Source organism: Hyphomonas adhaerens MHS-3, assembly GCF_000685235.1.
In the GTDB taxonomy this organism is placed as follows: domain Bacteria; phylum Pseudomonadota; class Alphaproteobacteria; order Caulobacterales; family Hyphomonadaceae; genus Hyphomonas; species Hyphomonas adhaerens.
Genome location: NZ_ARYH01000001.1, coordinates 1 through 16,322, shown reverse-complemented (window position 1 = coordinate 16,322; position 16,322 = coordinate 1). Strand labels below are relative to the sequence as shown.

The following is a 16,322-nucleotide window of genomic DNA, read 5'->3' as shown; positions in this document are numbered from 1 at the left end:
CTGAATCAAGAAAAGCCCGGCGCCGTAAGGTGCCGGGCTTTTCCGTTCAGGGGCCGGGTGGGGTGGGGAAGCCCCCTTTAGTTGTTATCGGCCGTCACGATGATGACGGAGTCTTCCGTCGGTTGAACCGAGCGGGTCACGGCCACGTGGTATTCCATCAGGTCGGCGCTCTGCACCTGGTTGACGGTCTGGTCGACGACATCGGCCGCGCAGTTGGAAACGGCTGTCGGCCAGACGCCTGCGATGGCGCTGGAATCGTCATAGACGCTGCGGCAGTAGTCGCGCGCGGACTTCTCGATGGATGCGTAGGTTTCGGCGGCGGTTGCGCCGCGATTGAAGCTGATGGCTGCCTCATCACCGGTTTGTGCGGTGGCGGTCATGCCGAATCCGGCGACAGCGAACGGAAAAGCAGCAAGGGCGAAGCGGATTTTCTGGAATTTCATGTCAGAACCTCTCATCTGGAACTGGACAGGATCTGAATTGATCCCGTCTTTGCGCCTGACAATTGTTCAATCTGGCGGCTTGGGTCCTGTGGGGCGGCTTAGGAAAACCTGATGTTTACATTAGGCCTTGATTTTAAAGGAGTAAGTTTGACCTGATTGCTTCGGACATTCCGGTCCTGTTGGGATATTCTCACCCCGGAAGCGACGTCAGGCAGCGGCAACCAAGATGGCAGACACGTTCGGATCAGGCACGGAGGCAGAGCGGGAGCGGTCCAATTTCCGCATCGGCGCCCTGTTGGTCGAGCCTGACCAGAATTGTATTTCGGACGAAACGGAACGCCACCGGCTGGAGCCGAAGGTGATGGAAGTGCTCTGCGCGCTGGCCGACCGTCCGGGAGAGGTGATCTCCCGCCAGGAGTTGATCGACGAGGTCTGGGGCGTCGAGCATGGCGCCGATGAGAGCCTGACGCGGGCGATCTCTCTCCTGAGAAGCGTGCTGAACACCGACAAGGATCTCCATTCGGTTATTGAGACCATCCCGAAGCGCGGATACCGGCTGGCGGCCGAAATTGGTGAAGTGGCCGTGCCGGATGCGTCGGCGGTGACGGCGGCCCCGGAAGAACCGGTCGCCCCCTTCGTGCGGGAGCCCTGGCGCCGCGACACGGAAATCAGTCCCATCCGTTATGTGTCGGCCCTTGTCGTTCTGGCGATCATCATGCTGTGGACAGGGGTCATGATTGGCCGTTCGTCGAGTTCCACCGTGGCGGTGCCTGACAAGTCGATTGCCGTCCTGCCGTTCGAGAATCTGAGCGGGAATGCCGAGCAGGATTATTTCTCGCGCGGCTTGTCCGAAGAGATCCGGACCCTCCTGACCCAGCTGGACGAGCTGAAGATTGCGGGCCGGGCCCCGCCATCTGTCGGCGCGGCGGAGGATCTTGATCCGCAGGCGCTTGGCAGGAAGCTCAGGGTCTCCCACGTCCTGACCGGCAGCATCCGGTCGGACAATGACCGGATCAAGGTTTCGGCGGAGCTGATCGACACCAGCAGCGGGTATCAGGTCTGGTCGCATGGCTATGACCGGCTGCTCAGCGCCCAGAGCCTGTTCGATCTGCAGAAGGATATCGCCACCGACGTGGCCGGTGCGCTCAGCATTTCGCTGCACGTCCAGGAGCCGAACCGGCTTCTCGGCTCGGACACCGACAGCCTGGAGGCGTATAATTATTTCCTCAGCGCCCGCGAGGCGGATGTCTTCGGCATGGGCGACCGCAGTGAATTGCTCGCACTGCTCCACAAGGCGGTGGAGATTGACCCCGACTATGGGGCGGCCCGGGTGGCGCTGGCCATGAATACCGGGGCGCAGGCGTGGAGCGCATCGACGCCGGAAGAGGCGCAGGCCTTTCTGGCGGAGGGTCAGGCGATGGCGGAAGACGCCGTCAGGCTCAATCCGGACCTGGCGCAGGCCTATACGGCCCGGGCGAATTTCCAGGCGCTGGACGACAATTGGCTGGAGGCAGGCCGGGATAACCGGGCCGCGCTGGACCGGTCGCCCAATCTTCGCATTTTGCATGACCAGACCATCTTCCTGATGCGTGCCGGCCGGGTTGAGGAAGCGCTCAGCATTGCCCAGCGGGGGCAGTCGGCTGACCCGCTGAACCCTGACCGCGCCGCAACGCTGGCCATGGCCTACGCCCTGCTGGGACGGCACGAAGCAGCCGAGGCATCGCTGGAGCATTACTGGACGCTGCAAATGCCGCCGGGCGGCTGGGATGCCTATGCCTGGACAATCGAGATGCAGCGGCCGCAGACGCTGGAAAGCCTGACCGCGCTTTGCGAGCGGCTGGTCGCCGCCGACCCGTCACTGAGGAACCTGCTGGCGCCGGTCATCGCGGCATTGCCCGATCGGGCCGAGGCGCTTGAAGTGGTGGAGACCCTGTTCGAGGCGGGGGCAGGGGCGCATCCGAACCGATTTGAAATCCTTGCGGCGATTGCGGCGCAGCTGGACGATCCGGAGTTGGCCTTACGCATCTGGCGGCACGAGCTGGAAGGGACGCGCCTGCGGCTGATGCGGATCTGGGGCCCGGCCTATGCCGACATGCGCAGACTGCCCGGGTTTGCCAGCCTGATGACGGAGATCCGGCTGCCGCCTTACTGGCGTGAGTTCGGCTGGCCGGACAGGTGCCGCCCGGCCGGTGAGCAGGACTTCGAGTGCTTCTGACGCTGAGTGGCTCGGGTGAGGGGTGGTCCGGTAAAGTCCGGGGTTGACTTTTTCTCACTAAGGGGGGTTGCAGGCTTGGGGATAAAGCGTTAACACCCCGCTCTTGACGGGAGTTCTCCGATATGCATTCGGCGGCCTCCCGTTTTCCTGTCCTAGACCATGGGTCACGTATTTATACGCGATAACGGCTTTTGGGCCACCTATGCAGACGGGGTGAGGCGTTGATTCGGTTCGGAAAAACAGGGCTTACCTGTTTTTGGCTTACCGGGGCAAGCGGCCAATCCCTGGGCAGGCGCTGGAAGGCCAACCGGCCGGAAGGCGATTACCAGGGCGGCCGGATGGTCCGGGCGCCTCAATGGAGACCCGCTATGGATAAAGCTGGAAAAAGTGCGGCTCTGGAATCCCTGAAAGGGGTTTTCGAAGAGTCCGGTGCGGTCGTTGTGACCCACTATACCGGTCTGTCTGTTGCGGAAATGACGAAGCTGCGTGGCATGCTCCGCAAGGACGGCGCGCAGTTGAAGGTGGTCAAGAATACCCTGGCGCAGATTGCGCTTGACGGTAAGGGCGGCGACGAAGCCAAGGACATGTTCCAGGGCCCCGTTGCCATCGCCTTTTCACCTGACCCGGTGTCGGCGGCGAAAGCAGCTGACGAGTTCTCGAAGGAAAATTCGAAACTCGTGATCATCGGCGCAGTGATGGGCGACCAGGTCCTCGACGCCAAAGGTGTCGAAGCTCTGGCGAAACTCCCGTCGCTCGACCAGCTTCGTGGCAAGCTCGTTGGCCTCATCCAGGCTCCGGCAACGAAAGTTGCAGGCGTCCTGCAGGCTCCGGCTGGCCAACTCGCTCGTGTGGTATCGGCCTACGCCAACAAAGACGCGGCCTGATCCATCGTTTCCGGAAACTGAAGACCCAATCAACCGAACCAAACAGGAATTACCAAAATGGCAGACCTTGAAAAAATTGCCGAAGACCTCTCGGCCCTCACCGTTCTCGAAGCCGCTGAGCTCGCAACCCTTCTCGAAGAGAAATGGGGCGTGTCGGCCGCTGCTCCGGTCGCAGTCGCAGCTGTCGCCGGTGGCGATGCAGGCGGCGCAGCCGCTGCTGAAGAGAAAAACGAATTCGACGTCATCCTGACGGAAGCTGGCGGCAAGAAGATCGAAGTGATCAAACTTGTCCGCGAAATCGTTCCGTCGCTCGGCCTGAAAGAAGCCAAAGAGCTCGTGGAAGGCGCACCGAAGCCGATCAAGGAAGGCGCTCCGAAGGCAGAAGCCGAAGAGATCCAGAAGAAGTTCGAAGCAGCCGGCGCCAAAGTCGAGCTCAAGTAAGCTCCGGCCGCTTCACATTCGGGTGGCGTTCGCGCGAGGCGCTATCCTTTCAGAGACCTGCGCGGCGGTTCCTTTTTGGGGCCGCCGCGAACTCGCGTTCTGGCGATAAGGTTGTGGCCGAGGTGGCCGCGACGACAAAATTGGGATCCTGGGATGGCACTCTCCTTCACGGAAAAGAAACGTATCCGCAAATCCTTCGGGCGCATTCCCGAAGCCATCGAAATGCCAAACCTGATCGAGGTTCAGCGCGAATCTTACGAGCACTTCCTTCAGATGCACACGCCGTCGCAACAGCGGACGGATGATGGCCTGGGCGGTGTTTTCAAGTCCGTGTTCCCGATCACCGACTTTTCAGAGCGCGCGACGCTCGAATATGTCTCCTACGAATTCGAACAGCCGAAGTTCGACGTTGAAGAATGCATGCAGCGCGACCTGACCTTCCAGGCACCCCTGAAGGTCCGTCTGCAGCTCGTGGTCTTCGATGTCGATGAAGACACCGGCGCCCGTTCGGTCAAGGAAGTCAAAGAGCAGGAATGCTATCTCGGCGACATCCCGCTGATGACCGAGAAGGGGACGTTCGTCGTCAACGGCACCGAGCGTGTGATCGTCTCGCAGATGCACCGCTCGCCGGGCGTGTTCTTCGACCACGACAAGGGCAAGACCCACGCATCCGGCAAGCTGCTGTTCGCAGCCCGTATCATTCCATACCGCGGCTCCTGGCTCGACTTTGAGTTCGACGCCAAGGACGTCCTGAACATCCGGATCGACCGTAAGCGCAAGCTGCCGGCGACGACCATGCTGTACGCGCTCGGTTACGACACCGAGTCGATCCTCGACCTGTTCTACACCCACTCCATCTACCGGATGGACAAGAAGGGCTGGATCACCGGCTTCCGTGCCGACGCCTGGAAAGGCGTGAAGCCGGAATTCGACCTGATCGACGCCAAGTCCAAGAAGGTGATTGCCGAAGCCGGCAAGAAAATTACCGCCCTCAAGGCACGCCGCATCGCTGAAGGTGGCACGGATGAGATCCTCGTGCCGTCCGAAGCCCTCGTCGGCAAGTTCCTGGCGCGCGACGTCGTCAATCTCGAAACCGGTGAGATCTTCGGCGAGGCCGGCGATGTCATGGAAGAAGAGATCATCGCCGAGATGCGCGAATATGGTCTCAAGTCGATCGAAGTGCTCGACATTGATGGTTCGGGCCGCGGCCCGTGGCTGCGCAACACGCTGAAAGCCGACAAGAACGAAACCCGTTTCGAAGCCCTGTCCGACATCTACCGTGTGATGCGCCCGGGCGAGCCGCCGACCCAGGAAGCTGCAGACGCCCTGTTCGGCCAGCTCTTCTTTGATCCGGAGCGTTATGACCTCTCGGCCGTCGGCCGGGTGAAAATGAACATGCGCCTCGGCGTGGCCGTGAAGGGCTATGAGTCCGCTGCCGACGACATGCGCGTTCTGCGTCATGACGACATCATCGGCGTCATGAAGGTCATCCTCGACCTGAAAGACGGCAAGGGCGAAGTCGACGACATCGACAACCTCGGCAACCGCCGCGTCCGTTCCGTCGGCGAGCTGATGGAAAACAACTACCGCATCGGCCTCGTGCGCATGGAGCGTGCGATCAAGGAGCGGATGGGCTCGGTCGATATCGACACGGTCATGCCGCATGACCTGATCAACGCGAAGCCGGTCGTGGCGTCCGTGCGTGAATTCTTCGGCTCCTCGCAGCTGTCGCAGTTCATGGACCAGACGAACCCGCTGTCCGAGATCACCCACAAGCGCCGCCTGTCGGCGCTCGGCCCGGGCGGTCTGACCCGCGAACGTGCCGGCTTCGAAGTGCGCGACGTGCACCCGACCCACTATGGCCGTATCTGCCCGATTGAAACGCCGGAAGGCCCGAACATCGGTCTGATCAACTCGCTGGCGACCCATGCCCGCGTCAACAAGTACGGCTTCATCGAAAGCCCGTACCGCAAAGTTGTGCAGGGCAAGCAGACCGACGAAGTCGTCTACCTCTCGGCCATGGAAGAAAGCATCTACTCGATCGCTCAGGCCAATGCCGAAGTGAACGACAAGGGCGAGCTGGCCAATGAATTCGTCAACGCCCGTGTGGCGGGTGAAGCGACCATGGTTCCGAAGGACGACATCCAGTACATGGACGTCTCGCCGAAGCAGGTTGTTTCGGTCGCTGCGGCGCTGATCCCGTACCTCGAAAACGACGACGCCAACCGCGCCCTTATGGGATCGAACATGCAGCGTCAGGCTGTGCCGCTCGTACAGTCGGAAGCGCCGTTCGTCGGCACCGGCATGGAAGCGGTCGTGGCACGCGACTCCCGCGCTGCCATCGTTGCCCGCCGGGCAGGGGTGGTCGAGCAGGTTGACGCGCTTCGCATCGTGGTCCGCGCAACGGACGAGATCGACCAAGGTAATTCCGGCGTCGATATCTACCGTCTCGCGAAGTTCCGCCGTTCGAACCAGAACTCCTGCATCAACCAGCGTCCGATCGTGAGAGTGGGCGATGTGGTTTCCAAGAACGACATCATCGCCGACGGTCCGTCCACGGATCTGGGTGAGCTGGCGCTCGGCCGTAACGTGCTCGTCGCGTTCATGCCGTGGAACGGCTACAACTTCGAAGACTCCATCCTGATCTCCGAGCGCATCGTGCGTGACGACGTCTTCACCTCGATCCACATCGAGGAATTCGAAGTCGCTGCCCGTGACACGAAACTCGGCCCGGAAGAGATTACCCGCGACATTCCGAACGTCGGTGAGGAAGCCCTGCGGAACCTCGACGAAGCCGGTATCGTGGCGGTGGGCGCCGAAGTGAAGGCGGGCGACATTCTCGTCGGCAAGGTTACGCCGAAAGGCGAGAGCCCGATGACGCCGGAAGAAAAACTCCTCCGCGCCATCTTCGGTGAGAAAGCCTCCGATGTCCGTGACACCTCGCTGCGCGTGCCTCCGGGCGATGCCGGTACGGTCGTTGATGTCCGCATCTTCAACCGCCACGGCATCGACAAGGACCAGCGTGCCCTTCAGATCGAGCGCGAGCAGATCGAGAAGCTGCAGGAAGACAAGGAAGACGAACAGGCCATCCTTGAGCGGAACATCTACGGCCGCCTTGAGGAATTCCTGGTCGGCAAGGACGCTGCTGCCGGTCCGAAAGGCTTTGAGCCGGGTCGCATCACTGCCGAAGCCATGGGGGAACTGACCCACAAGCAATGGTGGGATATCGCCCTCAAGTCCGAGAAGGCACAGTCTGAGCTCGACGCGATGCAGGAACAGTTCGATTCCTCGATCCGCGAGCTGGAAGCGCGCTTCAACGACAAGGTCGAAAAAGTGCAGCGCGGCGACGATCTGCCTCCGGGCGTGATGAAGGTCGTGAAGGTCTTCCTGGCTGTGAAGCGCAAGCTGCAGCCGGGCGACAAGATGGCCGGCCGTCACGGGAACAAGGGGGTTATCTCCAAGATCAACCCGCTGGAAGACATGCCGTTCCTGGAAGATGGTACGCCGGTCGACATCGTGCTGAACCCGCTGGGCGTTCCGTCGCGTATGAACGTCGGTCAGATCCTCGAGACGCACACAGGCTGGGCCTGCCGCGGTCTTGGCCGGATCATCGACAATGCCGTCGACGAGTTCCACCAGAACAACGACGTCAAGGCGCTGAAAGTTGCGCTGGAAACGGCGTATGGCAAGGAACAGGAAATGCCGGAGACCGATGCCGAGATCATCGAACTCGCCGGAAACCTGCGCAATGGTGTGCCGATCGCAACGCCGGTCTTCGATGGTGCCCGCGAAAGCGACATCAACGGCCTGCTGGAGCGTGCCGGTCTCGATACGTCGGGTCAGGTTCGCATGTATGACGGCCGCACCGGTGAGGCGTTCAGCCGCCCGGTCACTGTGGGCTACAAGTATCTTCTCAAACTGCACCACCTGGTCGACGAGAAGATCCACGCCCGCTCGACCGGTCCGTACTCGCTCGTCACGCAGCAGCCGCTGGGCGGTAAGGCCCAGTTCGGTGGCCAGCGCTTCGGTGAGATGGAAGTCTGGGCTCTGGAAGCCTATGGTGCCGCCTATACGCTGCAGGAAATGCTGACCGTGAAGTCTGACGACACGGCCGGCCGTGCGAAGGTCTACGAGGCCATCGTCCGCGGCGATGACACGTTCGAGGCCGGTATCCCGGAATCCTTCAACGTGCTCGTCAAGGAAATGCGGTCGCTGGGCCTCAACGTCGAACTCATCGAAGAGGGCGGCGGGACCAGAGAAGACGAGGCCGCCGCAGACAGCGAGACGGTGCCCGCCGAGTAGCGTGAAGACCTGACTGGAAGACCCCGCCGGGCCACCGGCCTGGCGGGACCTTCCGAGCCGAACGAGATTTTACCCAGGGCAGGGGCCCTCAAGCCCCCGGAAAAAAGCCCACCCAAGGAGCAGACCCGAATGCGCCAGGACGTCGCCAGTATCTTCAACCCCAATACACCGGCCCCGACTTTCGAGGCTATTCGCATCTCGATTGCGAGCCCTGAAAAGATCCGGTCGTGGTCCTCGGGCGAGATCAAGAAGCCCGAAACCATCAACTATCGTACTTTCAAGCCGGAGCGCGACGGTCTGTTCTGTTCGCGGATCTTCGGCCCTCAGAAAGACTATGAGTGTCTTTGCGGCAAGTACAAACGCATCAAGTATCGCGGCATCACCTGCGAGAAGTGCGGTGTGGAAGTGACGCTGGCGCGCGTTCGGCGCGAGCGCATGGGCCACATCGACCTGGCAGCGCCGGTTGCCCACATCTGGTTCCTCAAATCCCTTCCGTCCCGGATTTCTTCGCTGCTCGACATGGCACTGAAGGACGTCGAGCGCGTGCTCTACTTCGAGAGCTATATCGTGATCGAGCCGGGCCTCACCGAACTGGAGCCGAAGCAGCTCCTGACGGAAGAAGAGTACATGGATGCCCAGGACAATCTGGGCGAGGACGCCTTCACCGCCATGATCGGTGCTGAGGCCATCCGCGAGATTCTGATGTCGCTCGATCTGCCGACGCTGGCAGAGACGCTGCGCGAGGACCTCAAGGAGTCGACCTCCGAGCTGAAAACCAAGAAGGTCTCCAAGCGCCTGAAAGTGGTTGAGTCCTTCCTCCAGTCCCGCGCCAAGCCGGAATGGATGATCCTGAACGTGATCCCGGTTATCCCGCCGGACCTGCGCCCGCTGGTGCCGCTGGACGGTGGCCGCTTCGCGACGTCTGACCTCAACGACCTCTACCGCCGCGTGATCAACCGGAACAACCGCCTGAAGCGCCTGATGGAACTTCGCGCGCCGGATATCATCATCCGGAACGAAAAACGGATGTTGCAGGAATCGGTCGATGCCCTGTTCGACAACGGCCGCCGCGGCCGGACGATCACGGGCACCAACAAACGTCCGCTGAAGTCGATCTCTGACATGCTGAAAGGCAAGCAGGGTCGCTTCCGCCAGAACCTGCTCGGCAAGCGCGTCGACTATTCCGGCCGTTCGGTCATCGTGGTTGGCCCGAGCCTCAAGCTGCACGAGTGCGGCCTGCCGAAGAAGATGGCGCTGGAGCTGTTCAAGCCGTTCATCTATGCCCGCCTCGATGCCAAAGGCCTCGCAGGCACGGTCAAGGCGGCCAAGAAACTGGTCGAGAAGGAAAAGCCGGAAGTCTGGGATATCCTGGACGAGGTGATCCGCGAGCACCCGGTTCTGCTGAACCGTGCGCCGACGCTGCACCGTCTCGGCATCCAGGCGTTCGAGCCCAAGCTGATCGAAGGCAAGGCCATCCAGCTGCACCCGCTGGTCTGCGCCGCGTTCAACGCCGACTTCGACGGCGACCAGATGGCTGTGCACGTGCCGCTGAGCCTTGAGGCCCAGCTGGAAGCCCGCGTGCTGATGATGTCGACGAACAACATCCTCTCGCCAGCCAACGGCAAGCCGATCATCGTTCCGTCTCAGGACATCGTTCTCGGCCTCTACTATCTGTCGCTGGACCAGGACGAGCAGGCAGGCGAGGGCATGGTGTTCTCCGAGCTCGCTGAGATCGAGCAGGCGCTCGATTATGGCTTCGTCACGCTGCACTCCAAGATCAAGGCGATGTATGAAGGCGTCGACGAGGAAGGTAATCCGCGTCGCTGGATCATCGATACGACCCCGGGTCGTTACATGATCGCCAACATCCTGCCGCGCATGAAAGGCATCCAGCCGGATCTCGTGAACACGACGATGACCAAGAAGATGATCGGCAAGATCATCGACGAGGTCTATCGCCTGTGTGGTCAGAAGGCGACGGTCATCTTCTGTGACAAGATGATGGAACTCGGCTTCAAGGAAGCCTGTAAGGCCGGTATCTCCTTCGGCAAGGATGACATGGTCATCCCGGAAGCGAAGCAGAAGCTGGTCGCCGCAACGAAGGAGCAGGTCTCCGAGTATGAGCGTCAGTATGCAGACGGCCTCATCACGCGCGGTGAGAAATACAACAAGGTGGTTGATGCCTGGTCGAGCTGTACCGACAAGGTTGCTGACGCCATGATGGACTCGGCCTCGAAGAACCAGGTCGCCAAGGGCGTTCGTAAGGCCCAGGTCAACTCGATCTTCATGATGGCCGACTCCGGTGCACGTGGTTCGAAGAACCAGATGAAACAGCTCGCCGGTATGCGTGGCCTGATGGCCAAGCCGTCGGGTGAAATCATCGAGACGCCGATCATCTCGAACTTCAAGGAAGGCCTCACCGTTCTTGAGTACTTCAACTCGACGCACGGTGCCCGTAAGGGTCTGGCCGATACGGCTCTGAAGACGGCGAACTCGGGTTACCTGACCCGCCGCCTTGTTGACGTCGCTCAGGACTGCATCATCAACGAAGATGATTGCGGCACCGAGAAGGGCATCGAGGTCTCCGCCGTTATGGAAGGCGCCGACGTTGTCGTGTCGATCAGCGAGCGTATCCTGGGCCGTGTCACGGGTGAGGATGTGAAGGGCGTTGATGGCAACCTGGTTGCCGTGGCGAACACCTATATCGATGAAGAGCTGGCCGACGCGATCGAGAAGGCCGGTGTCGATGTGATCAAGGTCCGTTCGCCGCTGACGTGCGAAACCAAGAACGGCATCTGTGCCCAGTGCTACGGCCGCGACCTCGCGCGCGGTACGCCGGTCAACCGCGGCGAAGCGGTCGGCGTTATTGCCGCCCAGTCCATCGGCGAGCCGGGAACCCAGCTCACCATGCGGACGTTCCACATCGGTGGTGCTGCGCAGGTGGCCGACCAGTCGTCCGTCGAAGCCAGCTTCGAAGGCACGGTCCGGTTCAAGGATGGCGAATTCGTTACCCGCAAGGACAAGACGATCGTCGTCGTGGGCCGCCGCATGCAGGTGGAAATCGTCGATGCCGAAGGCCGGACCCGCCAGTCCTTCCGTCCGGCGTACGGTACGCGCCTGATGATCAAGGATGCCGAGAAGGTTACGCCGGGCACGTTGCTGGCTGACTGGGATCCGTTTGCCCAGCCGATCGTGTCGGAAGTCAAAGGCGAAGTGAAACTCGTTGACGTGATCGACGGCGTGTCGGTGCGCGAAGAGACAGACGAAGCGACGGGGATCTCCTCGCGCGTCATCATCGACTGGCGCTCGGCCACCAAGTCGGCAGACATCAAGCCGTCGGTGCAGATCGTCGGCAAGGACGGCAACCCCGTCAAACTGCCGAACGGTTCCGACGCGGTTTACCTCCTCTCCGTGGGCGCAATCCTGTCGGTTGTCGATGGCGACATGATCGAGGCGGGCGATACGCTTGCTCGTGTCACGACGGGTGGTGCGAAGACGAAGGACATCACCGGTGGTCTGCCGCGTGTTGCCGAACTCTTCGAAGCGCGCCGTCCGAAGGATCACGCGATCATCGCCGAAGTGGACGGCAAAGTCCTCTACGGCCGCGACTACAAGAACAAGCGTCGCGTCTCGATCGTTCCGATGGAGGAAGGTGGAGAGCAGGTCGACTACCTGGTCCCGAAAGGCAAGCACCTGGCCGTCCAGGATGGCGACTTCATCAAGCGTGGTGAATATCTGATGGACGGTAACCCGGCGCCGCAGGACATCCTGTCGACGCTCGGCGTGGAGGCCCTCGCCAATTACCTCATCGATGAGGTGCAGAAGGTCTACCGTCTGCAGGGCGTGCCGATCAACGACAAGCACATCGAGGTGATCGTTCGCCAGATGCTGCAGAAGATCGAGGTGACCGATCCGGGCGACACCGGCCTCATCACGGGCGAACACGTCGATCTCATCGAGTTCGACGAAGCCAATGAAGCTGTCCGCAAGTCCCGCAAGAAGGACCAGCAGGAAGCCAAGGGCATGCCGCTTCTGCTTGGTATCACCAAGGCGTCGCTGCAGACCCGGTCCTTCATCTCGGCTGCCTCCTTCCAGGAGACGACCCGCGTCCTCACCGAAGCCGCTATCCAGGGCAAGGTGGACACGTTGGAAGGCCTCAAGGAGAACGTCATTGTTGGCCGCCTGATCCCTGCGGGGACCGGTTCGGGCATCCGCTCGTACCGCCGCGTGGCCGCCGACCGCGACCAGAAGCTGAAGGCAAAGCGTGCGGCTGCTGTCCAGAAGGCAGCGGAAGAGGCCGCGACGCTCACCAGCCTGCCGGCACCGGACAAGGCCCCGGTCGAGGAATAGGCTCGAAGATCCGGGCGCAAGCCCTTGAACCAAATGGAAAAGCCTGCCAGCTTCGGCAGGCTTTTCTGCTTTTGGAGGAGGCATTTGCCCGATGCGGTTTGAGCGTTCGGACCTGATTGGCGGGGCCTGTGCGGCGCTCGCGCTCGGCCTGATTGCCTGGCTTTCGCTCGACAGCTGGGCGATTACGCGGTGCGAGGAAATCCTGAGCGCGGCCCCGGCAGGGGAGGCAGGTCAGGTCTCGCCGGAGCGGGAGCGATGCCTGAAGCGGCAGAACCAGCGTCCCGTAACGGAAAACTAGCTGTTCCGGGACAGCTTCCGACCCTTGACGCAGGCGTCCGGTAGGCTTACACGCCACGCATTGTCAGAGAGGCCCCGGGATGAAAGTCCTTTCGCCGCACCGGATCTGAACTGATCCGGCCAATCTGACCCCCAAGTTTTCGCCCCGTCCCGGAAGCCCTTTGGGGGCATTCGGGGCATCATTACGTTAGCGGCCCATCGGGCCAGAGTTAAAGAGACAGAAGGCCCGAATGCCCACGATCCAGCAGCTCATTCGTTCGCCGCGTTCGCCTAAGCGCTCGCGGACCAAAACCCCGGCCCTCAAGGCCTGCCCGCAGCGCCGCGGCGTTTGCACCCGTGTTTATACCACGACGCCGAAGAAGCCGAACTCGGCTCTCCGGAAAGTGGCCAAAGTGCGCCTGACATCGGGGTTTGAATCGCTCTGCTACATCCCGGGTGAAGGTCACAATCTGCAGGAGCACTCTGTGGTCCTGATCCGCGGTGGCCGTGTGAAAGACCTTCCAGGTGTTCGCTACCACATTGTTCGTGGTGCACTCGACACCCAACCCGTCAAAAACCGTAAGCAACGCCGCTCGCATTACGGCGCCAAGAAGCCGAAGTAAGAGGTCAGCTCATGTCCCGTCGTCACCGCGCCGAGAAACGCGAAGTCCTTCCGGATCCGAAATTCAAGGACATCATCGTCACCAAGTTCATGAATCAGATCATGCGCGATGGCAAAAAGTCCGTCGCCGAACGCATCGTCTATGGTGCCTTCGATCTGGTCGAATCCCGCGCCAAGAAAGATCCTGTGGAAGTGTTCCACAACGCACTGGAATCAGTTGCGCCGGCGGTTGAAGTCCGTTCGCGCCGCGTGGGTGGTGCCACCTATCAGGTTCCGGTCGAAGTTCGTACAGAACGCCGTCAGGCCCTGGCGATCCGCTGGCTCGCTGCTGCCGCTGCCGGCCGCAACGAGAACACCATGCGTGAGCGCCTCGCAGGTGAACTGATGGATGCGAGCCAAGGCCGCGGCAACGCCGTGAAGAAGCGGGAAGATACGCACCGCATGGCCGACGCCAACAAGGCGTTCTCACACTACCGCTGGTAATCAGCACTGGAATTTTGGGGCGGTCGCGGGTAACGCGCCCGCAGATCGCACCATTTTCCTCCCGGAAAGCAGACACGAAGGTTGACCAACATGGCCCGCGAATTCCAGCTGGATCGCTACCGTAACTTCGGCATCATGGCCCATATTGATGCCGGCAAGACCACGACCACCGAGCGGATCCTTTACTACACCGGTAAGTCGCACAAGATCGGCGAAGTTCACGATGGCGCGGCCACGATGGACTGGATGGAGCAGGAGCAGGAGCGTGGTATCACGATCACCTCCGCCGCCACGACGACGTTCTGGTTCCGGACCGAAGACGGCGAGACCCCGACCGGCATCTATGGCGATACGCCAGACGAAGCGAAATTCCGCTTCAACATCATCGACACACCCGGACACGTTGACTTCACCATTGAGGTTGAGCGTTCGCTGGCCGTGCTCGACGGCGCTGTCTGCGTGCTGGACGCAAACGCCGGTGTTGAGCCGCAGACCGAAACGGTCTGGCGTCAGGCCGACCGCTACAAGGTTCCGCGCATCGTGTTCGTCAACAAGATGGACAAGATCGGCGCTGACTTCTTCAACTGCGTGAAGATGATCAAGGAACGCACGGGCGCGACGCCTGCGCCGATCCAGTTGCCGATCGGTTCTGAGACTGAACTCGAAGGCCATGTCGACCTGATCACCATGAAAGAATGGGTCTGGGCCGGTGAAGATCTCGGCGCCAGCTGGGAAGTCCGCGAAATCCGCGACAGCCTGAAAGACCTGGCTGAGGAATGGCGTTCCACGCTCATTGAGACTGCGGTCGAGATGGACGACGATGCCATGGAAGCCTATCTCGAAGGCAACGAGCCGGATGAGGCAAAGCTGCGTGAGCTGATCCGGAAGGGGACGCTTTCGCTGTCATTCGTGCCTGTGCTGGCCGGATCGGCGTTCAAGAACAAGGGCGTGCAGCCGATGCTGAACGCTGTGATCGACTTCCTGCCGGGTCCGCTGGATGTGCCGCCGTACATGGGCTTCATGCCGGGCGATGAGGAAGAAGTCCGTAACATCGAGCGTAAAGCTGACGATTCGCAGCCGTTCTCCGGTCTTGCGTTCAAGATCATGAACGACCCGTACATGGGCACGCTGACCTTTACGCGGATCTATTCCGGTACGCTGTCGAAGGGCGACAGCTTCATGAACTCGACCAAGGGCAAGCGTGAACGCGTTGGCCGTATGGTGATGATGCACTCCAACAAGCAGGACGAGATCACGGAAGCCTATGCAGGCGACATCGTGGCGCTCGCCGGCCTGAAGGAAACGACCACGGGTGACACGGTGTGTGATCCGAACAAGCCGGTCGTGCTCGAAACCATGACCTTCCCGGATCCGGTGATCGAGATCGCCGTTGAGCCGAAGTCGAAGGCTGACCAGGAGAAGATGTCGGTTGGTCTGCAGCGTCTTGCTGCCGAAGATCCGTCCTTCCGTGTCGAGACCGATCACGAGTCCGGCCAGACGATCATGAAAGGCATGGGCGAGCTTCACCTCGACATCCTGATCGACCGTCTGAAGCGCGAATTCAAGGTTGAGGCCAATATCGGTCAGCCGCAGGTGGCTTACCGCGAAAAGCTCGGCCGCGCGGCAGAAATCGACTTCACGCACAAGAAACAGTCCGGCGGTACCGGCCAGTTCGCGCGCGTCAAGCTGCAGTTCGAGCCGCTTGAAGCAGGCTCCGGCTTCGTGTTCGAAAGCACGATCGTCGGCGGGTCTGTTCCGAAGGAATACATTCCGGGTGTCGAGAAGGGCCTCGAAATGGCCAAGGAAAACGGCCTGCTGGCCGGCTACCCGGTCACGGACTTCAAGGCCAAGCTGGTCGACGGTGCCTTCCACGATGTCGACTCGTCCGTGCTGGCGTTCGAAATCGCCTCCCGCGGCGCGTTCCGCGAGCTGAAGAGCCAGGGCGATCCGCGCCTGATGGAGCCGATCATGAACGTGGAAGTCGTGACGCCGGAAGACTATATGGGCGACGTCATCGGCGACCTGAACTCCCGCCGTGGCCAGATCCAGGGCTCGGAGCCGCGCGGCAATGCCGTGGCGATCAAGGCGTTCGTGCCGCTGGTGAATATGTTCGGTTACGTGTCCGACCTGCGCGGCATGTCCCAGGGCCGGGCACAGTTCACGATGCTCTTCGCGCACTATGATGAGGTTCCGCGTGCGGAAGCTCAGAAGATCATCTCGGAAGTTTCTGGTTCTTAAAGAAATCCGGCCGGAGTTCCGGCCAACAGTTTGAATGAAGGAGAGGCCCGATGGGCAAGGCAAAGTTT

Annotated in this window: 10 protein-coding genes; 9 read left to right on the top strand and 1 reads right to left on the bottom strand. The window is 61.2% G+C overall.

The window, feature by feature from the left end:
• Positions 1 to 77: 77 nt before the first annotated feature.
• On the bottom strand, positions 78 to 443 hold the full coding sequence (locus HAD_RS00050) for a hypothetical protein (protein WP_035568492.1): 366 nt from the start codon (positions 441 to 443) through the stop codon (positions 78 to 80).
• 226 nt (positions 444 to 669) lie between these two features.
• On the opposite strand from HAD_RS00050, the gene HAD_RS00045 reads away from it, so the two are divergent.
• From HAD_RS00045 to fusA, 9 genes are all read left to right on the top strand, one after another.
• Complete coding sequence (locus HAD_RS00045) at positions 670 to 2,658, top strand: winged helix-turn-helix domain-containing protein (RefSeq protein ID WP_035568489.1); 1,989 nt, start codon at positions 670 to 672, stop codon at positions 2,656 to 2,658.
• Between the two features lie 368 nt (positions 2,659 to 3,026).
• Positions 3,027 to 3,542, top strand: a complete 516-nt coding sequence (gene rplJ / locus HAD_RS00040) for a 50S ribosomal protein L10 (RefSeq protein ID WP_035568486.1) — start codon at positions 3,027 to 3,029, stop codon at positions 3,540 to 3,542.
• Positions 3,543 to 3,599: 57 nt separating this feature from the next.
• Positions 3,600 to 3,983 carry a 50S ribosomal protein L7/L12 gene (gene rplL, locus HAD_RS00035; RefSeq protein ID WP_035568483.1) on the top strand — a complete coding sequence of 128 codons (384 nt, stop codon included), beginning with the start codon at positions 3,600 to 3,602 and terminating at the stop codon, positions 3,981 to 3,983.
• A gap of 153 nt (positions 3,984 to 4,136) precedes the next feature.
• Complete coding sequence (rpoB, locus tag HAD_RS00030) at positions 4,137 to 8,285, top strand: DNA-directed RNA polymerase subunit beta (RefSeq protein WP_035568480.1); 4,149 nt, start codon at positions 4,137 to 4,139, stop codon at positions 8,283 to 8,285.
• Between the two features lie 129 nt (positions 8,286 to 8,414).
• Positions 8,415 to 12,635, top strand: coding sequence for a DNA-directed RNA polymerase subunit beta' (gene rpoC / locus HAD_RS00025; protein WP_035568478.1), 4,221 nt, complete (start codon positions 8,415 to 8,417; stop codon positions 12,633 to 12,635).
• Between the two features lie 91 nt (positions 12,636 to 12,726).
• Positions 12,727 to 12,933 carry a hypothetical protein gene (locus tag HAD_RS00020; protein WP_035568477.1) on the top strand — a complete coding sequence of 69 codons (207 nt, stop codon included), beginning with the start codon at positions 12,727 to 12,729 and terminating at the stop codon, positions 12,931 to 12,933.
• 229 nt (positions 12,934 to 13,162) lie between these two features.
• Positions 13,163 to 13,534: a 30S ribosomal protein S12 gene (gene rpsL / locus HAD_RS00015; RefSeq protein ID WP_034765685.1), complete on the top strand. Its 372-nt coding sequence runs from the start codon at positions 13,163 to 13,165 to the stop codon at positions 13,532 to 13,534.
• Positions 13,535 to 13,545: 11 nt separating this feature from the next.
• Positions 13,546 to 14,016 (top strand): 30S ribosomal protein S7, encoded by a 471-nt coding sequence (gene rpsG, locus HAD_RS00010; RefSeq protein WP_035568476.1) that lies wholly within the window; start codon positions 13,546 to 13,548, stop codon positions 14,014 to 14,016.
• A 90-nt stretch (positions 14,017 to 14,106) separates the two neighbouring features.
• On the top strand, positions 14,107 to 16,254 hold the full coding sequence (fusA, locus tag HAD_RS00005) for an elongation factor G (RefSeq protein ID WP_035568475.1): 2,148 nt from the start codon (positions 14,107 to 14,109) through the stop codon (positions 16,252 to 16,254).
• The last annotated feature ends 68 nt before the right edge of the window (positions 16,255 to 16,322 follow it).